Here is an 18,763-nt window from a genome sequence, read left to right on the forward strand (position 1 = left end):
CTCCTGGCGTTCTGGACCTAGCGGATGCGGATGGTCTGGGCCGTGGCGCCCGAGACATCGAAACGGGCGCGCTCCCACTTGGCCGGGCCCATGTGGCCGACCGCGTTGTTGGAGAAGGCGAAGGGCTCGGTCGGCATGCCGAAGGGATTCACGTCCATCTTTCCGTTGGCGTTGACGTCGTGGAACGCCTTCATCCCGTAGGCGCCGGCGGGCAGGTTCTCGAACACGGCGGCGCGGTCGCCCGCCGCCACATCGACCCGGGCCACGCGGCTGGGCGCCCCGGTTTCATAGGCGGCCTCATCGGCATAGAGGGCGACCATGACCGCCCCGGTCTCCGCCCCGGTCTCGAAGGTGAAGGTCAAGCGATGGCCCGAAGGCTGGGCGGACGCCGGAACGGCGAAGGCGAGGACGGCGGCGACGGCGAGCAGGCGGATCATGACGAGGTCCTTTCGGGGACGGGTGAAGCGGTTCGCCGCCGTCCTTGCGTCGACCGGCTGCGCCTCGCCAGCGCCCTTGCGCCCTCGACCGCGGCGCCTTCGCCAACGACCACCGCCGACCGTTCGCGAAGCGCGAATGGACGCCTCCCTCGGCAACTGCGTCAGCGGCCCGGCTTGCCCCTCGCCGCCGAGGGCCGTAAGTCGCACAGTCATGACCCAGACGACCGCGACCGCCCCGCTGATCTGCCCCTCCATCCTGGCCAGCGACTTCTCCAAGCTGGGCGAGGAGATCCGCGCGCTGGAGACGGCCGGCGCCGACTGGATTCACGTCGACGTCATGGACGGCCATTTCGTGCCCAACCTGACCATCGGCCCGGACGTGGTGAAGGCCCTGCGCCCGCACACCAGCCTGCCGTTCGACGTGCACCTGATGGTCGCTCCGGTCGACAACTGGCTGGAGGCCTATCGCGCGGCGGGCGCCGACATCATGAGCGTCCACCCCGAAAGCGGCCCGCACGTCCACCGCACGCTGGGCCAGATTCGTCAGCTGGGCGCCAAGGCCGGCCTCGTCTTCAACCCGGGCACGCCGCTGAGCGTGCTGGAGGAGACCGTGGAGATGGTGGACCTGGTGCTGATCATGTCGGTCAATCCCGGCTTCGGTGGTCAGAAATTCATCGAGACCTCGCTGAGGAAGATCGAGCGCGCCCGCGCCATCCTCGACCGCGCCGGGTCCAAGGCCCATCTCCAGGTCGACGGCGGCGTGGTCGCCGCCAACGCCGGGGCCTGCGTCGCCGCCGGAGCCGACGCCCTGGTCGCCGGCTCCTTCGTCTTCAAGGGCGGACCGGACGCCTACGCCGCCAACATCCAGGCCCTGAAGGCCGCCGCCGCGTGAGTCCTCTCGGCCCCTTCGCCCCGCGCGACAGCGACGTCCCCCTGGCCGAGGGGCACATCCCCGGTCTGAAGGGCGCGCCCCTGCGGACCCCCGTGCGCGCCGCCTCGGGCGCCCGGCCCGACCCGCGCCTTTGGGCCTCGGTCGCCAAGGGACTGGCCGCGCGCCAGGCGTGGATCGAGCTTTACGGCCTGCCCGGCTACGGCCTGACCTTAGGCGGTCCCACGGCCGAGGGCTTCGCCGTCAGTCCGCGTGACTTCCGCCCCCTGCCCGAAGAAGCGCCGCGCCCCCTGCTGTCGGGCAAGCTGACGCTGGCCGGCCTCAGCCTGGACGCCGAGACCCCGCTGGAGCTGTGGAACAGCCCCACCCCCAGCCGCGCCTTCGCGGTCGAACTGCACGGCTTCGCCTGGCTGCCCGCCATGATGGCCCAGGGCGATCGCGGCGCGCGCGAGGCCCTGGCCATGACCCTGGCCTGGCGCGAGGTGTTCAGCCGCTGGTCGCCCTTCTCCTGGGATCCCGACATCCTGGCCCGCCGGGTCTATCACCTGGCCTGCGCCGGACGGCGACTGGCGGGCGCAGCGACCGAGATCGAGCGCCTGCAACTGACGGATATCCTGGCCCACCAGGCGCGCCAGCTGCTGCGTCCGCCCGGCGGGATCATGGGCCGCGCCGAGCGCCTGACCGCCGCCGCCGTCGCCGGCTGCGCCCTGACCGGCAAGGCCGGCGCCGCCATCCGCAACAAGGCGCTGAAACGTCTGCCCGGCGCCCTGGCCGCCACAGTCGCCCCCGACGGCGCCCACGCCACGCGCGCGCCGGAGATGGGGCTGGAGCTGCTGCTCGACCTGCTGACGCTGGACGACGCCCTGGCCCAGCTGTCGGAGGTGACGCCCGAGCCGGTGGCCGAGGCCATCTCGCGCCTGACCCTGGCCCTGCGCCTCCAGACCCTGCCCGACCGCCGCCTGGCCGTCTTCCAGGGCGGCGGCCCCTCGACGCCGGAACGCATCGCCGCCGCCCGCGCCCATGACGATGCGCCCGCCGCCCCGGCCGGCGGCCTCGTCGGCGGCCTGCTGCGCGTCTCCAGCCCGCTGCTGACCGTCTTGATCGATGTCGAGGCCCCGGCCCGCAACGCCTGGTCGGCCGCCGCCTGCGGCCAACCCGCCGCGCTGGAGGTCGTCTGCGGCCGCGATCGCCTGTTCACCTCGGCCGGATGGACCCCGCGCGCCCTGGACCGCCAGGCCCTGCGCCTGACGCCCGGCGCCTCCACCCTGACCCTGGGCGAACAGCCGCTGGGCGAACCCCTGTCGGGCTGGAAGGGCGAGTTGCTGGGCCCGCGTCTCGTCGGCCCCGCCCTTCATGTCACGCGCCAGCACCAGGAAGGCGACGGCGCCGTCTGGCTGGAGGTCGAACACGACGGCTGGATGCCGCTGTACGGCCTGATGCACCAGCGTCGTCTCTACATCGATCAGAGGCTGGACGAACTGCGCGCCGAGGAACGGCTGCATCCGCCCGAGGGCCGTCCCGAGGCCGCCCGCGCCATCGCCGCCCCCTACGCCCTGCGCTTCCAGCTCGAGCCGGGCGTTCAGGCCTCGCTGGCCCGCGACCGCCGCTCCATCCTGCTGCGCGGCCCGTCGGGGCGCGGCTGGTGGTTCCGCAGCGACGGCCCCGACGTGGCCATCGAGCCCGCTGTCCACATCGACGAAGGCCTGACCCGCCGCAGCCTCCAGATCGTCGTGCGCGGCTCGGCCCGCACCGACGCCGAGACCAAGGTCCGCTGGAAGCTGAGCCCCGCCGGCGCGAGCGGCGATCCGAGCTGACCTGTGGCGACTCTGATCGGACAACGCTGGCTCTATCGGATCGGCAACAGTACAGTCTGCGTCGACAACGCCTTCGCTTGGTCCGGATGGGGCCAGGAGCGCCTGCTCGTCAATGAAGAGACCGTGCAACAGTCGTCGGGTTGGTTCCAACCGTCCCAGACCTTTGCGGAACCGTGGCTGACCCGTTTCGGCGATGACGAACTGACCGTACGCCTGATCGGTCGCATCATGTCGGTGCAATGCGACGCCGTGCTGGCCGGCGTTCCACTGAAACCGGACGAGCGGCTGGCGACGCGCTGGAGGGGGTCGCGCGGCGGCTGGCCGGACGAAGCGGATTGGCGGGCCGCGCGGAAAGGCGACTTCATAGCCCTGCCCCAGAGCTCGGATCAGCCCTGAACACGGCCCAAGGGCTGACGCCGCGCCCCGTTGGTGCTAGAGGCCCCGCCATCTCCCGCCCCAGCCGTAAACGGACGCCGCCCATGCCCGCCGCTCCCGACTTTCCGCCCGCCCCGGACGCGATCAAACCGGTCCGCGCCCTGATCTCCCTGTCGGACAAGGCGGGGCTGGAAGACGCCGCGCGCACCCTGGCGAGGCTGGGCGTCGAACTGGTCTCGACCGGCGGCACCAAGGCGGCGATCGCGGGCTTCGGCCTGCCGGTCAAGGACGTGGCCGATCTGACCGGCTTCCCGGAAATGATGGACGGCCGGGTCAAGACCCTGCACCCTGTCGTCCACGGCGGCCTGCTCGGCGTGCGCAACGCCCCGACCCACGCCGCCGCCATGACAGAGCACAATATCGGCGCCATCGATATCGTCTGGATCGACCTCTATCCGTTCGAGAAGACGGTCGAGGACGGCGGCGGTTTTGAAGCGGCTATCGAGAACATCGACATCGGCGGCCCGGCCATGATCCGCTCGGGCTCCAAGAACCACGGCCACGTCGCCGTCGCCGTCGACTCGATCAGCATCGGCCTGATCGTCGAAGCGCTGAAGGCCGACGGCTCGACCACCCTGGCCCTGCGCAAGCAGTTGGCCGCCCGCGCCTTCGCCCGCACCGCCGCCTATGACGCCGCCGTTTCCGGCTGGTTCGCCGCTCAGCTGAACGACGCCGCTCCGGCCCGCAAGTCGATCGCCGGTTCGCTGGCCCAGACCCTGCGCTACGGCGAGAACCCGCACCAGACCGGCGCCTTCTACCGCACCGGCGAGCGTCGCCCGGGCGTGGCCTACGCCACCCAGATCCAGGGCAAGGAACTGGGCTACAACAACATCGCCGACGCCGACGCCGCCTATGAGCTGGTGGCCGAGTTCGAGGCCCCGGCCTGCGTCATTGTCAAGCACGCCAACCCCTGCGGCGTGGCCGTCGGCAAGGATCTGTCGAAAGCCTACGCCCGCGCGCTAGAATGCGACGCCGTGTCGGCCTTCGGCGGCGTCATCGCCGTCAACCGCCCGCTGAACGGCGACGACGCCCGCGCCATCACCGGCATCTTCACCGAGGTGGTCATCGCCCCCGGCGCGGATGAAGAGGCCAAGGCCGTCTTCGCCGCCAAGAAGAACCTGCGCCTGCTGATCACCGACGGCCTGCCCGATCCGCACGGTCCGGGCGAAGTCTTCCGCTCGGTGGCCGGCGGCTTCCTGGTGCAGTCGCGCGACCGCTCGCTGATCAAGCCCTCCGACCTGAAGATCGTCACGCGCCGCCAGCCGACGCCGACCGAGATCCAGGACATGCTGTTCGCCTTCACCGTGGCCAAGCACGTCAAGTCCAACGCCATCGTCTACGCCAAGGACGGCCAGACGGCGGGCATCGGCGCCGGCCAGATGAACCGTCGCGACAGCGCCCGCATCGCCGCCATCCGCGCCAAGGAAGCGGGCGAGGCCAAGGGTCTGGCCCATTCGCTGGCCGAGGGTTCGGCCTGCGCCTCCGAAGCCTTCTTCCCCTTCGCCGACGGCCTGCTGGAAGCGGTCGCCGCCGGGGCCACGGCGGTGATCCAGCCGGGCGGTTCGATCCGCGACGAGGAGGTCATCGCCGCCGCCGACGAGCGCGGCGTGGCCATGGCCTTCACGGGCGTTCGCGTCTTCCGGCACTAGGCATGAAGAGCGCCAACGCGAGCCGCGCGGCGGCTCGCTGCTTGAGCGCAAAGAAGAGGGCGCTGCCGGTCATCGGCAGCGCCCTTTCTTTTGGCCAAGGCCCGGTCGGGCCTCAGTCCTCGATCACCTCGTGCGAGCCGGCGCGGCCCAGGCGCCAGTAGCCGGCGACCTTCATCCATTTCGGGTTGAACGGCCGGGCGGCCAGCAGGGCGGCGCGCATCGAGCGGGCGACCGAGGATTCGCAGGCGACCCAGACATAGGCGTCGGCCGGGTCGATCCGTTTCGCCGCCGCCACCGCCGCCGCCGTCAGGGCCTCGGCGCGGCCGCGCGGGCCGCCGTTGCGATGCACCCAGACGATCTCGACGTTCGCCGGACTGGGCAGATCCAGCTCTCCGCCTGCGTCGTTCACCTCGATGCAGGCGATGGCGCGCGCGGTCGCGGGCAGCTCCTCCAGACGGCGCGCGATGGCGGGGATCGCCGCCTCGTCGCCGACCAGCAGATGCTCGGCGAAGCTGGTCGGGATCAGGAAGGAGCCGCGCGGCCCGCCCAGACCCAGTTCGTCGCCCGGTCGCGCATCCTCGGCCCAGGCCGTCGCCGGCCCGCCATGGCCGACGGCAAAGTCGATGGTCAGCCGACGATTGGCGGCGTCGAAAACACGCGGCGTGTAGTCGCGCGCCACGGGCCGGGGCTCGGGAAACACCGGCCCGTCCGGCCCCAGCGTCGGCAGCACCAGGGGCTCGCCGCGCCGCGCGGGGAAGATCTTCACGTGGTCGTCGAAGCCGGGGCTGAAGAAGCCCTCCAACTCCTCGCCCGTCAGGACGATCCGTTTCAGCACGGGGGTCAGCTGCTGCACCGCCTCCACGCGCGCGCGGCGGAACTTCAGCTCGTGCCGCACGCGGCGCGGTTGTCTCAGCAGGGCGTCGTTCATGCCTGTCTCACCTTTTCGGCTGCGGCCTCGATCAGGTCGGCGATGGTCTCGACCTGAGCCTCGCTGAGCGGCGGTTCCTGGCTCAGACGCTCATGGATCGCCGCGCGGAAGGCCTCGATGGCCTGGGCGATGCGGGCCGGACGGTCGGCGCGGCCGCGCAAGACCTTCATCTTGCGCTCGGCGTGAGCCAGGGCCTCGGCGTTCTCGCCCAGCAGGCGACGGCCTTCATCGGTGACGGCGTAACGCTTCTTGCCGCCCTCGGCGACGACGCTCAGGGCGCCCATGTCCTCCAGGAGGGTCAGGCTGGGGTAGATGACGCCGGGGCTGGGCGTGTAGGTTCCGCCCATTCGGGCCTCGATGGCCTTGATCAGTTCATAGCCGTGACTGGGCTTGTCCGCGATCAGCGACAACAGCACCCAGCGCAGGGCGCCGTGCTCGAACATGCGGCCGCCGCCGCGACGGCCGTGGCCTTCGCCGCGCATCCGACCCTCGCCCATGCGTCGCCCTTCCGGCCGCATCGACCGAAAAGGGCCGCCGTGCCCGCGCGCAAAGCCGTGGCCCATGCCGCAGCCGCGCATTCCGATTCCCTTGAATCCTCTCATCTGCGTCTCTTTCTCTCTCACTTAGATATATCGAACTCGCAAACAGATATATCGATATATCGAAAGCGCAAGACCTCTTTCTTCGGCGGAGAGACGGATTAAGCTGCGCCGATGGACACCGTCGCCGCCCGCTGGGCCCAGCTAGAGCCCCATGTTCACGTCGTCGGACCGGACGACGACAAGGCCCGTCCGGCGGTCCTTCTGTTCCACGGCTGCGGCGGTCTGCGGGCCCATCTGCCGCGCTACGCCGAGGCGGCGAAGGCGGCGGGCTGGCGCGCCTTCATCGTCGATTCCTATGCGCCGCGCGGATGGGGCCGAAACTTCACCCTGATCGCCGTCTGCACCGGCCTGGCCTTTCGCGGCTATGAGCGCGCGGGCGACGTGCTGGCGGCCATCCATGGCGTCTCGCAACGCCCGGACGTCGACGCCTCGCAACTGGCGCTAGGCGGCTGGAGCCACGGCGGCTGGGCCATCATGGAGATGATGAGCGAGACGCCCGAGCCGGGCCGCATGGGCGTGGCCGATCCCGCAGCCGTCGACCTGTCCGGCGTCAAGGCCGTCTGGCTGGCCTATCCCTACATCGGCCCCTGGGCCTTCAATCGAATGAAGCCCTGGCGCCATTGCCCGCGCGTCCTGGCGCTGACGGCCAAACGCGATCACCTGACCACCGTCCGCAACGCCGAACGGGTCAACGCCATGATCCGCGACTGCGGTTCGGAGGTCGAAAGCTGGGTCGCCGACGGCACCCACGCCTTTGACGAGCCGACCAACAACGGCCCCATGCGCCACCATCCCGAACTGACCGAAGAGGCGCTGCGTCGCTTCAGCGCCTTCCTGAAGGACAGCGCGCCCCACGTCTGAAAAACAGCCTGCTGAAAATAATCTCTGGACCGCGCCTTGACGCGCGTCCCATCACGTAACAATTGAAGTTACATGAAAAGAGACTCCCGCCTCTCCAACATCCTGCACGCCCTGCTGCACATGGCCGAGCATGAACAGCGCTGCGGCCGGCCGATGACCTCGGACATGCTGGCGACCTGCCTGTCGACAAATCCGGTCGTGGTCCGCCGCACCATGGCGGGCCTGCGCGAACAGGGGCTGGTCGTGTCCGAGAAGGGCCACGGCGGCGGCTGGCGGCTGGCGCGCCCGCTGGAGGCCGTCACCCTGGGCCAGGTCCACGCCGCCCTGGGCGAGCCCGGCCTGCTGCCCGAAACGCCTCCGGTCGAGGCGGAGGGCTGCCTGATCGAGGCCGCCGTCAACGACGCCCTGTCCGACACCTACGCCGCCGCGCGCGCCCTGCTGGCCGCGCGGCTGGACTCCATCACCCTGGCCGATCTGTCGGCGGACTTCTCGCGCCGGCTGGCCGCCCATCCCAAGAGAGACCTGCTCCATGCGCACCAGAGAAAATCCGATGCCCCATGACGCCGTCGTCATCGGCGGCTCCTACGCGGGCCTGTCCGCCGCCCTGCAGCTGGTAAGGGCGCGCCGCCGCGTCCTGGTCATCGACGACGGCCGTCCCCGGAACCGTTTCGCCGCACGCGCGCACGGGGTGCTGAGCAACGACGGCCGTCCCGGTTCAGAGATCGCCGCCGCCGCCCGCGCCCAGATCGCGGCCTATCCCACCGCCGCCTTCCGCATGGCCGAGGCGGTGGACGCGACGCGCATCGACGGCGGCTTCTCGGTCGCCTTCGCCGACGGCAGCCGCACCATGGGCCGCCGTCTGATCCTGGCCCACGGGGTCGAGGACGTCCTGCCCGACCTGCCTGGCGTAAAAGAGCGCTGGGGACGCACCGCCCTGCACTGCCCCTGGTGTCACGGCTATGAGGTCGGCGGCGGGCCGATCGGCGTCCTGGGGCGCGGCGACCATGCGGTCCAGTATGCCAGCGTCGTCGCCGAATGGGGCCAGGTCGTGCTGTTCATCGACCCGGCGCGCCTGAGCGAAGACGACGCGCGCGTGCTGGCGCGGCGCGGCGTAACCATCGAGCCGACGCCCGTCGAACGTCTGGAAGGCGAGGCGCCGACCTTGACCGGGGCGCGGCTGACGGACGGGCGCTTCATCCCGCTGAAGGCCGTCTTCGTCGGCGCCCATGTGCGGCAGTCCGGCGGCTTCGCCGAAAGCCTGGGCTGCGAGATGACCGACACCCCCATGGGCCGCATCGTCAAGGTCGATGCCCAGCAGCAGACCAGCCAGCCGGGGGTCTTCGCCGCCGGCGACCTGGCGCGGCCGGCGGGCAACATCACACTGGCGACGACGGACGGCATGACCGCCGCCCACGCCGCCTTCCGCTCCCTAATCGAAGAGGAGACGGCCTGAAGATTTCAGCGCGGCTCGATCTTCACCTCGGCGCGAACCGAGTTGGCGATGTAGCAGGCGTCGTGGGCGCGATGGTGCAGATCGGCGATCGCCGCCGCGTCCGGCTGCTTGTCGCCCGACCAGGTCACGGCGGGGCGCAGAACGACCTCGGTGATCGACATCTTGCCGCGCTCGTCCTTGCCCAGGGTTCCTTCGGCCTCGTCGCGATAGGAATCGACCACGAAGCCGTCCTTGCGGGCGTAGGCCAGGAAGAACAGCATGTGGCAGCTGGACAGGGCGGCGACCAGGGCCTCTTCCGGGTCCACCGCCGCCTCTTCCGACAGGGGCGGCGGGATCATGGGCGAGGGCGCGGACGATCCCCGCACCACCGCGCCGCCGTCGAAGCGCCAGTCATGGCCGCGACCGTATTTGTTGTCGCTGAAGGGCTGATCGCCCCGGTTCCATTCGACGACGGCGACGTGCTGGCTCATGACAGGCTCCGAAACAAAACAGCCTCCGAAACAAAGGTCGAAGCTAAGCTAGGCGCCCTCAGCGGGTTTCGCCAGATCGCCCTTGGCCTGATCGCCTTGGGTCAGCATCCGCATCTGCATCTGCGCCCGGATGGCGAAGCCCAGCGAATGATACAGGGCGATGGCCCCGGCGTTGTCCGCATAGGAATGCAGGAAGGCCGTCTCGCCGCGCGCCAGGATGCGCTCGATCACCGCCCGCATCAACGCCCCGGCGTAGCCCCGCCCGCGCGCGTCGGGATGGGCGCACACGCCCGAGACCTCGGTGAAGCCGTCCGGCTTCAGCCGTTCACCCGCCATGGCCAACAGCCGCCCGTCCTGCTTGACCCCGAAGAAGTCGCCCAGTCGGTGCGTCTTGTCGAAGAAGGGCCCCGGCTCGGTCAGGGTCGCCAGAGCCAGCATGGCGGGCGCGTCGGCCTCGGTCAGGGGCTCGACAGCGATGTCGCGCGCCTTGGCCGGAGCCAGATCGACCAGAACCATCTGCGTCAGCACCGCCTCCTTCAGCACCGTCAGGCCAGGCGGGACGGGCGTGCGCTCCGCCTCGACCGTGGCCAGCAGCCCCTCGGGCTGCTCCAGCGCCGCGACGGCCGCCAGGCTTTCCGGCGACTGATCGACGCTGGCGACGAAGACGCCGTAACCCGGCGCCAGCCGCAGCGCCCCGCCCGCTCCCACGGCCAGGGACGCCTGACGCGCGGACGTCAGGGCGTTCCAGATCGGACGATCCAGCGGGTGCGCCATTCGGCTCAACCCTGCCAGAAGCCGACGATCTTCTTGACCTCGGCGATGGTCGGCTCGGCGACTTCACGGGCCTTTTCGGCGCCGGCGGCCAGGGCGCGGTCGATCTCGGCCGGGTCGTTCATCAGGCGGCGCATCTCGGCGGTGACGTTCGCCATCGAGGACACAGCCAGTTCAGCCAGCTTCGGCTTGAAGGCGCCGAAACCCTGACCCGCGAACTCGGCCAGGACGGCCTCGCGCGTGGTGTCGGCCAGGGCGGCGTAGATGGCGACCAGGTTCTTGGCCTCTGCGCGGCCTTCCAGACCCTCGACCGTCTCCGGCAACGGCTCGGGATCGGTCTTGGCCTTCTTGATCTTGTTGGCGATGGCGTCGGCGTCGTCGGTCAGATTGATGCGCGACAGGTCCGACGGATCGGACTTGGACATCTTGGCCGCGCCGTCGCGCAGAGACATGACCCGTGTCGCCGGGCCCTGGATCAGAGGCTCGGGCAGGGGGAAGTAGCCCGGCGTACCGAAGTCGTTGTTGAACTTCTGGGCGATGTCGCGGGTCAGCTCCAGGTGCTGCTTCTGGTCCTCGCCGACCGGCACCTCGGTCGCCTTGTAGAGCAGGATGTCCGCCGCCTGCAGCACCGGATAGGTATACAGACCCACGCTGGAGCGTTCCTTGTGCTTCCCCGACTTCTCCTTGAACTGGGTCATCCGGTCCAGCCAGCCCAGACGGCCGACGCAGTTGAAGATCCAGGCCAGTTCGGCGTGGGCGGGCACGGCCGACTGCGGAAAGATGACCGCCTTGGCCGGGTCGAGGCCCGAGGCCAGATAGGCCGCCGCGATCTCGCGCGTCTGGGCGGCCAGCTTCTCCGGCTCCTGCCAGACGGTGATGGCGTGCATGTCGGCGACGAAGACGAACAGGGGCGCGCCCGTCTCCTGCAGTTCGGTGAAGCGCTTCAGCGCGCCCAGGTAGTTGCCCAGGTGCAGGGCGCCGGAAGCCTGGATGCCGGACAGGATGCGGCGCGGACCGGTGTATTGAGCCGGAGTCTGGTCAGTCATGATAGCGGATCTCGGAAATCGAAAGACGAGTGTCGGCGCACGTTTTCGCGTGCGAAAGGGGGACGTGCGGAAGCGCGGAGCGGCGGGTCAGCCGCGCCATCGTCCATGAGCGAGAAATCGTCCCGAAAGCGCCATGCCCTCGCGCTTATCGGTTCGCAGCGCGAAGGGCAAGCTCACCGCGCCCGCCGGACCAGGCCCTTGACCTCAGCCACGGTCACGGCCCGGGTCAGGAAGGCCAGGACGACATAGGCCAGACCGCCCGAGGCCACGACCAGCAACAGGGTGATCTCCTTGGCGCCGTGGGTCGAACCCGCCAGGGCCAGAACGTCCGCGACCGGCGCCTGCAGCATCGGCCGCGCCCACGACGCGACGCCGACCACCATTGCCAGGCCCGCGCTGGCCAGGGCGATACGGCCAAGGCGCCAGACCGCGCGCGGGCTCGGCCGGTAGTGATCGCGCCGCCACAGGGTCGCGCCCAGAAGCAGCACATTGGTCCAGGCCGAGGCGCTCACCGCCGCCGCGATGCCCGACACCCCCATGCCGAGGTTGAACAGGCCGATGGCCAGCACCGCGTTCACCGCCACGGAGACCAGGGCGAACACCATCGGCCGGCGCGTATCGCCCCGCGCAAAGAAGGCGGGCGCCAGGATGCGGATCAGGACGAAGGCGGGCACGCCCCAGCCGAAATGCAGCAGGGCCTGGGCCGTGTTGACGGCGTCCACCTGCAGGAAGGCGCCGCGCGTGAACAGGGCGTCGATCAGGAAGTAGGGCATGGCCATCAAGGCCGCCGCCGCCGGCAGGGTCAGGGCCATGGACAGGATCAGCGCCTCGTCCATCGAGGCCTGCTGCTGACCCTTGTCCTCGGACGCCACAGCCGACGACAGCTTGGGCAGAAGGGCGATGCCGATCGCCACCCCGACCAGGCCCAGCGGCAGTTGATACAGCCGGTCCGCCGTCGCCAGCCAGGTGCGGCCGCCGTCGACGAAGCTGGACAGGTTGCCGGAGATGAAAACGTTGATCTGGGTCGCGCTGTTGCCGATGGCGGCCGGGATGGCGGTGATGATGATGGCCTTCACCGCCGGGGTCATCCTTGGCAGGCTGAGGCGGATGTTCGCCCCCGCCTTGCGCGCCGCCCACCAGCACAGGCCCGCCTGGGCCACGCCCGCGACCAGCACGGCCCAGGAGGCGGCGTAGGCGGCCTCGATCTGGTCGCCCTTCACCGGGATGACGGCGGCCAGCATGATCAGGTTCAACAGGATCGGATAGGCGCCGGAGACGATGAAGCGCCCCCTCGCGTTCAGCACGCCGCTGAGCAGGGAGGCGATCGCCATACAGGGCAGATAGGGCATGGTGATCTGGGTCAGGATCACCGCCAGCTTGAAGCGCGCCGGATCGTCCAGGAAGCCGATGTTGATGACGGTCATCAGCCACGGCATGGCCAGTTGGGCGACGAGGGTCAGGGCCACGGTGACGGCGGCCACGGCGGCCAGGGCGTCGGTCGCGACCTTGTCGGCCGCCGCCTCGCCTTCGCTTTTCAGCGTCTTGGCGTAAGCGGGCACGAAGGCGGCGGCGAAGGCGCCTTCGGCGAAGATGCGCCGGAACAGATTGGGGAAGTTCAGCGCCGTGTAATAGGCGTCCGCCGCCGGTCCCGCCGAGGCGCCCAGCGCCGCCGTGATGACCAGATCGCGCGCGAACCCGGCCAGACGGCTGAGCAGGGTCATGGCGCTGAAGATGGCCGAGGATCGCGCCACCCCCCCCGATTTCGCCTTGCCCGTTGCGGCGGAGGCGGGCGGCTGGACCACCGGCTCGACCGTAGCGTTAGCGGCCGAGATCGGCGCGGACGGTTCGATAGGATCGGTCTTGTCGTTCACGGCTGTTCCTGCGCTCGGTCCCGAAACGCCTTAGCGCGCCTGCGGGCCGCTGGATACGGGCGAGCGGCCCAGCGCGCCTTCCAGATCCGACACATCGCGCACGCTGGCGCGCACCGGGATGATGCGCCGCCCCGCCGGACCCTGAGGCGCACGGTCCAGCACCTCCAGCAGGTCGGCCTTTAGCGCCTCCAGCTTCGACTTGCTCTTCGGTTTCCGGCCGTCGGCGTCGGTGATGTAGAAGCCGTCCACCGCCCGCTCACCGAAGCTGGCGACATGGGCCGAGCGGGTGGAATAGCCATGCGCCGAAATCGTCCGCGCCAGATCGGCCAGCAGGCCCGGCCGGTCGGCGCCCGACACCTCGATCACCACGGCGCTGGTCCCCGTATCGGCGTCGATCCGCACCACGGGCCGCACCTCGAACACGGCGCGGCGGGCGCTGACGCGCGGCGCCTCCAGAGCCGAGGTCCGGGCGCCCTTCAGCACCGCCCGCTCCATCGCCTTGACCAGAATGGCCAGTCGGCGCGGCTCGCGCCCGCCATAGGGCTCGCCCGCTCCATCCTGAATCTCGAACACGTCCAGCGCCATGCCGTCGTCAGCCGTAGCCAGCCGCGCGCCCACCACATCGGCGCCCGCCATCGACAGCGTCGCCGCCAGATCGGCGAACAGGCCGGGACGGTCGCGCGCCGCCACGGCCACGCGGGCGGTCGATTCCAGCGGCCCCTCGGCGGGCAGGGCCTCGACCGCCGCCCCTTCGCGTCGCGCTCGCTCGACCAACGCCGGGTGATCGGCCAGGGGGTCTTCGCGCGTCACAGCGTCGCCCCGGAACAGGGCCTCGGTCGCCTCGAACAGGGCGCGCATCAGCTGCCCCTTCCAGCCGTTCCACACGCCCGGCCCCACGGCGCGGATGTCGGCCACGGTCAGCACCATCAGCATCCTTAAGCGCTCCGGGTCGCCCACGGCCTCGGCGAAGGCGCGCACGGTCGAGGGGTCGGACACGTCGCGCTTCTGGGCGTAGTCGCTCATCAGCAGGTGATGGCGCACCAGCCAGACGACCAGCTCGATCCGGCGCGGATCGACGCCCAGCCGTTCGCAGGCCCGGCGCGCGGCGATGGCGCCGTCTTCCAACTGGCCCCGGTCGCCGCCCTTGCCCACGTCGTGCAGCAGCATGGCCAGCATCAGGGCTTCGATGTCGGCGATACGGTGGATGACGCCCGTCGAGGCCGGATGGTCCCCCTCCAGCTTGCCGCGCGCGATGTCGTTGATGATCCCGACCGCCTGCAGGGTGTGCTCGTCCACCGTATAGGCGTGATACATGTTGAACTGGGTCTGGCCGACGATCCGCCCCCATTCAGGCAGGAAACGGCCGAGGAAGCCCGTCTCATTCATGATCGACAGGACGCGATAGGGGCGCGCGCCATGCGCCAGCACCTTCAGGAACGCCTCGGCCGCGCGCGGATCGCGCCGCAGGGCGGGCGTCACCAGCGTCAGCGAGCGGATCACGGCGGCGAAGGCGTCGGGGTGCAGGTCCAGATCCAGCCGATCCGCCTCGACGAACAGCAGCAGCAGCCGCACCGGATCGCGGGCGAAGACATTGGCCCCCGTGACGGTCAGCCGTCCCTCCTCCACCGCCAGACCGTCGAAGGCCAGCTTGACCCGGCGGCGCCGGATCAGCCGCGACAGGCCGCGCGCCAGCCCTTCGGCCTTCTTCTGCTGGCGGGCCTCCAGCTGGGCCGAGACGGCGCGGGTCAGGGCGCCGACCTCGCGCGCCACCTGAAAATAGCGACGCATGAAACGCTCGACCGCCAGTTCATCGCCGCGCCCGCGCCAGCCCATGCGCCGGGCGATCTCGGGCTGGAAGTCAAAGGTCAGCTTCTCCTCCGCCCGACCGGCGCTGAGGTGCAGCAGGATGCGGACCCGCCACAGGAAGCCGATCGCCTCGCGGAAGCTGCGCATCTCGCGCGCGGTCAGCAGGCCCTCGAGCGCCGCCTGTCCCCGGTCGCTGTCCGGCGCCAGGGAGCGAGCGATCCAGAACAGGGTGTTGAGGTCGCGAAGCCCGCCCTTGCCGTCCTTGATGTTGGGCTCGACGCGGTAGCGGACCGCGCCGGTCTTCTGCAGCCGCACGTCGCGCTCAGCCATCTTGGCGGCGATGAAAGGGCGCGGATCAGCGCGGCTGACCGCGCTGCGGAACCGCTTCAGCAGGCCCTCGCCGAGCCCGACGTCCCCCGCCAGGACCCGCGCCTCCAGCAAGGTGGTGCGCACGGTCATGTCGTCGCGCGCCAACGCCAGCGTCTCGCCGATGGAGCGAAAGGCCGAACCGACCTTCAGCCCTAGATCCCACAGGACGTAATGGACGAACTCGACCACCGCCTGTGCGCGCGGGCTGATCGCCTGTCCCGGCCGCAGGAACAACAGGTCGAGGTCCGAGAAGGGCGCCAGCACCCCGCGCCCATAACCGCCGACCGCCAGCAGGGTCAGCCTCTCGTCCGGAGCCGGATGCACCTGTTCGGTCGCGAACCTCCACAGGGTGATCAGCAGGGCGTCCGCGGCCTCGGCGTAGAGACGCGCGGCCTCGGCCCCGTCGGTGGCGCTCTCAGCCCGGCGTGCGGCGCGGGCGCGGTCGGCGTCGAAGCTTTCGCGCAAGGCGGCGGTGACAGCGGCGCGCGGGTCCGGCGTCGAGGCGGCCTCAAGAACGGCGGACGGGAGCGGAGGCGGTGCGGTCACGACGGCGAGCATAGCACGCCCTTTTCTTCCCGCTCATCCCCGGCGAGCGCCGGGATGAGCGGGGGTTAGCCCTTCGCCATCCCCTTCAGCCGATAGAGCGCCTCCAGCGCCTCGCGCGGGGTCAGTTCGTCAGGATCGATGGCGGCGACGGCTTCGTCCAGCATGGACTTCATCGGCGGCGGGGGCGGTTCAGCCGCCGCGAACAGCGGCAGGTCGTCCAGACGCGCAGTCGCAGCCTTCTCATTCTCCAGCCGCTCCAGCACCTCGCGGGCGCGGCCGACGACCGCCGTCGGCACTCCGGCCAGACGCGCCACCTGCACGCCATAGGACCGATCCGCCGCGCCGGGCGCCGCCTCGTGCAGGAAGACCAGTTCGCCGTTCCACTCGCGCGCCTTCATCGACAGGTTGCAGACGTGGTCGAGCCGTTCCTCGAGCTGGGCCAGCTCATGATAGTGGGTGGCGAACAGGGTCCGGGCGCGGTTGGTTTCGTGCAGGGCCTCGGCCGTGGCCCAGGCGATGGCCAGGCCGTCATAGGTGGCGGTGCCGCGCCCGATCTCGTCCAGAACGACGAAGCTGCGCCCGGTCGCCTGGGTCAGAATGGCGGCGGTTTCGACCATCTCCATCATGAAGGTGGAGCGGCCGCGCGCCAGATCGTCGCCCGCGCCGACGCGACTGAACAGGCGGTCGACGACGCCCAGCCGCATCGACCGCGCCGGGACGAAGGCCCCCGCCTGCGCCAGCACCACCAGAAGCGCGTTCTGGCGCAGGAAGGTCGACTTACCCGCCATGTTCGGGCCGGTGACGATGGACAGGCGCGAGGCCCCCACGCCGTCGCCCGCCAGTTGGCAGTTGTTGGGGGTGTAGGGCAGGCCTTGCGCCTTCACCGCAGCCTCGACCACCGGATGGCGGCCCGCCTCGACGGCGAAACAGAGGCTGTCGTCTACGACCGGCCGCACGGCCCCGACCTCTTCGGCCCATTCGGCCAAGGCCGCGTGGGCGTCCAGTTCGGCCAGCGCCTCGGCCACGCCCTGCAGCGGTCCGGCCAGACGCGCCACTTCGCGCCGCCAGCCCTCGAAGGTCTCGGCCTCGATGGCGAGAGCGCGGTGCCCGGCCTGGCTGATCTTGGCGTCCAGCTCCGACAGTTCGACGGTGGTGAAGCGCACCTGATTGGCCAGGGTCTGGCGGTGGATGAAGGGGCTGTCCGGTCCCGCCCGCAGCAGGGGCTCGGCCGCCTTGGCGCTCGTTTCGAGGAAGTAGCCGAGGACGGCGTTGTGGCGGACCTTGAAGGCGACGCCGCTGTCGGCGACGGCCTTGGCCTCCAGCTCGGCGATGACCTTGCGGCTGTCGTCGCGCAGGGTGCGGGCGGCGTCCAGTTCGGGCCGGTGGCCGGGGTTCACATAGCCGCCGTCGCGCGCCAGATGCGGCGGCTCGTCCATCAGGCCGTCGGTCAGTTCGGCCAGCAGGTGCGACAGGTCGCCCTCAAGCGCCAGTTGGTCGAGGCAGGCCGTCACCCGCGCGGGCGGCCCGGCCAGCGGATCATTGGCCGAGGCGGCGAACAGGGCGCTCAGACCCTCTGCCGTCTTCAAGCCCGAACGGATCGCCGCCAGATCGCGCGGCCCGCCGCGCCCCAGCGCCAGACGCGAGGTCGCCCGCGCCACATCGGCCGAGGCGCGCAAGGCGTCGCGCAGGTCGCGGCGCAGATCACGCCGCTCCAGCAGCCACTCCACGGCGTCCAGACCGGCGTTGATCGCCGCCTGATCGCGTAAGGGTCGCGAGACGCGTTCGGCCAGCGCCCGCGCCCCGCCCGAGGTCACGGTGCGGTCGATGGCGTGCAGCAGGGAGCCGTCGCGCTCGCCCCGCTGGGTGCGGTCGATTTCGAGGCTCAGACGCGTCGCCGGGTCGATGGCCAGAAAGCCGCTCTCGCCCGAACGGCGCGGCGGGGTCAGGGCGGGGATCTTGCCCGCCTGCGTCGTCTCCAGATAGGCGGCGATCAGGCCCAGAGCGGAAATCTCGGCCTCCTCAAAGGCGCCGAAACCGTCCAGCGCCGAGACCCCGTAAAGCCGCTGCACCCGATCTTTCGCCCCGACCGGCTCGGCCAGGGCCTGGGGCATGGCCTGAACCACGCCGCCCGAGCCGTCCAGCGCCCCCTTCATCGTCTCGTCCGAGAACAGGCGGTCGGGGACCAGCACTTCGGACGGACGGAACGCCGCCAGCGCCGCGCCCAGATCAGACAGGTCGCAGGCGACCGAATCCACCACGCCCGCCGACAGTTCGACCACCGCCACGGCGGCCCGTCCTTTACGGATCGCCACGGCCGCCAGCCGGTTGGCGCCGCGCGCGTCCAGCAGCGTGTCCTCGGTCAGGGTGCCGGGCGTCACCACCCGCACGATGTCGCGGTGAACCACGGCCTTGGAGCCGCGCTTCTTGGCCTCGGCCGGGTCTTCCAGCTGTTCGCAGACGGCGACCTTGAAGCCCTGACGGATCAGCCGCGCCAGATAGCCGTCCATAGCGTGGACCGGCACCCCGGCCATGGGGATGTCTTCGCCCTGATGCTTGCCCCGCTTGGTCAGGGCGATGCCCAGCGCCGCCGCCGCCTTCTGGGCGTCCTCGAAGAACAGTTCGTAGAAGTCGCCCATGCGGAAGAACAGCATGGCGTCCGGCTGGCCGGCCTTGACCGACAGATACTGGGCCATGACCGGCGTGGTTCCGGCGTCCGGCTTGAGATCGGTTTTGGGCGGGTGGGAAAGCGGCGCGTTCATCTGGCCCGCAGGGTGGCGGATCGGGACGGCGGCCTCAAGCGCGGGCGGCGTTCCTCA

General features: G+C 70.6%; 16 protein-coding genes. 7 read left to right on the forward strand and 9 right to left on the reverse strand.

All coding sequences use genetic code 11. The annotated features are described in order from the left end of the window. Window positions 1-17: 17 nt before the first annotated feature. Window positions 18-437 carry a DUF2141 domain-containing protein gene (locus tag V8J38_RS00585; RefSeq protein WP_338577361.1) on the reverse strand — a complete coding sequence of 140 codons (420 nt, stop codon included), beginning with the start codon at window positions 435-437 and terminating at the stop codon, window positions 18-20. A 211-nt stretch (window positions 438-648) separates the two neighbouring features. On the opposite strand from V8J38_RS00585, the gene rpe reads away from it, so the two are divergent. The 4 genes from rpe (at window position 649) to purH (ending at window position 5,224) form a co-directional block, all read left to right on the forward strand. Beyond that, window positions 649-1,329, forward strand: a complete 681-nt coding sequence (gene rpe, locus V8J38_RS00590) for a ribulose-phosphate 3-epimerase (protein ID WP_291780743.1) — start codon at window positions 649-651, stop codon at window positions 1,327-1,329. After that, entirely contained in the window at window positions 1,326-3,140 is a 1,815-nt protein-coding gene (locus V8J38_RS00595; protein WP_338577363.1) for a heparinase II/III family protein, read from the forward strand. The genes rpe and V8J38_RS00595 overlap by 4 nt, the downstream gene beginning before the upstream one ends. Window positions 3,141-3,143: 3 nt before the next feature. After that, window positions 3,144-3,536: a hypothetical protein gene (locus V8J38_RS00600; protein WP_338577365.1), complete on the forward strand. Its 393-nt coding sequence runs from the start codon at window positions 3,144-3,146 to the stop codon at window positions 3,534-3,536. 83 nt (window positions 3,537-3,619) lie between these two features. Further along, on the forward strand, window positions 3,620-5,224 hold the full coding sequence (purH, locus tag V8J38_RS00605; RefSeq protein WP_338577367.1) for a bifunctional phosphoribosylaminoimidazolecarboxamide formyltransferase/IMP cyclohydrolase: 1,605 nt from the start codon (window positions 3,620-3,622) through the stop codon (window positions 5,222-5,224). Between the two features lie 112 nt (window positions 5,225-5,336). Here purH and V8J38_RS00610 read toward each other — a convergent pair whose 3' ends face one another. Both V8J38_RS00610 and V8J38_RS00615 read right to left on the reverse strand, forming a co-directional pair. Then, window positions 5,337-6,152 carry a siderophore-interacting protein gene (locus V8J38_RS00610; protein WP_291780730.1) on the reverse strand — a complete coding sequence of 272 codons (816 nt, stop codon included), beginning with the start codon at window positions 6,150-6,152 and terminating at the stop codon, window positions 5,337-5,339. Continuing rightward, entirely contained in the window at window positions 6,149-6,754 is a 606-nt protein-coding gene (locus tag V8J38_RS00615) for a PadR family transcriptional regulator (RefSeq protein ID WP_338577369.1), read from the reverse strand. Before V8J38_RS00615 ends, V8J38_RS00610 begins: the two co-directional genes overlap by 4 nt. Before the next feature lie 111 nt (window positions 6,755-6,865). Here V8J38_RS00615 and V8J38_RS00620 point away from each other — a divergent pair, with 111 nt between their 5' ends. From V8J38_RS00620 to V8J38_RS00630, 3 genes are all read left to right on the forward strand, one after another. Beyond that, a complete protein-coding gene (locus V8J38_RS00620) occupies window positions 6,866-7,615 on the forward strand; it encodes a dienelactone hydrolase family protein (RefSeq protein WP_291780724.1) in 750 nt (249 codons plus the stop codon). A 72-nt stretch (window positions 7,616-7,687) separates the two neighbouring features. Continuing rightward, window positions 7,688-8,176: an Rrf2 family transcriptional regulator gene (locus V8J38_RS00625; RefSeq protein WP_338577371.1), complete on the forward strand. Its 489-nt coding sequence runs from the start codon at window positions 7,688-7,690 to the stop codon at window positions 8,174-8,176. Continuing rightward, complete coding sequence (locus V8J38_RS00630; RefSeq protein WP_338577373.1) at window positions 8,145-9,068, forward strand: NAD(P)/FAD-dependent oxidoreductase; 924 nt, start codon at window positions 8,145-8,147, stop codon at window positions 9,066-9,068. The genes V8J38_RS00625 and V8J38_RS00630 overlap by 32 nt, the downstream gene beginning before the upstream one ends. 5 nt (window positions 9,069-9,073) lie before the next feature. Here the strand turns inward: V8J38_RS00630 and V8J38_RS00635 are convergent, their stop codons facing one another. From V8J38_RS00635 to mutS, 6 genes are all read right to left on the reverse strand, one after another. Beyond that, complete coding sequence (locus tag V8J38_RS00635) at window positions 9,074-9,538, reverse strand: OsmC family protein (RefSeq protein WP_291780715.1); 465 nt, start codon at window positions 9,536-9,538, stop codon at window positions 9,074-9,076. 48 nt (window positions 9,539-9,586) lie between these two features. Next, on the reverse strand, window positions 9,587-10,312 hold the full coding sequence (locus V8J38_RS00640; protein WP_338577375.1) for a GNAT family N-acetyltransferase: 726 nt from the start codon (window positions 10,310-10,312) through the stop codon (window positions 9,587-9,589). A gap of 5 nt (window positions 10,313-10,317) precedes the next feature. After that, on the reverse strand, window positions 10,318-11,355 hold the full coding sequence (gene trpS, locus V8J38_RS00645; RefSeq protein WP_338577377.1) for a tryptophan--tRNA ligase: 1,038 nt from the start codon (window positions 11,353-11,355) through the stop codon (window positions 10,318-10,320). Between the two features lie 173 nt (window positions 11,356-11,528). Beyond that, a complete protein-coding gene (gene murJ / locus V8J38_RS00650; protein WP_291780706.1) occupies window positions 11,529-13,226 on the reverse strand; it encodes a murein biosynthesis integral membrane protein MurJ in 1,698 nt (565 codons plus the stop codon). Window positions 13,227-13,256: 30 nt separating this feature from the next. Next, entirely contained in the window at window positions 13,257-15,959 is a 2,703-nt protein-coding gene (gene glnD, locus V8J38_RS00655; protein ID WP_338577378.1) for a [protein-PII] uridylyltransferase, read from the reverse strand. Between the two features lie 53 nt (window positions 15,960-16,012). Beyond that, entirely contained in the window at window positions 16,013-18,706 is a 2,694-nt protein-coding gene (gene mutS / locus V8J38_RS00660; RefSeq protein WP_338577380.1) for a DNA mismatch repair protein MutS, read from the reverse strand. Window positions 18,707-18,763 lie beyond the last annotated feature (57 nt).

Source organism: Brevundimonas olei, assembly GCF_037055245.1.
Lineage (GTDB): Bacteria > Pseudomonadota > Alphaproteobacteria > Caulobacterales > Caulobacteraceae > Brevundimonas > Brevundimonas olei.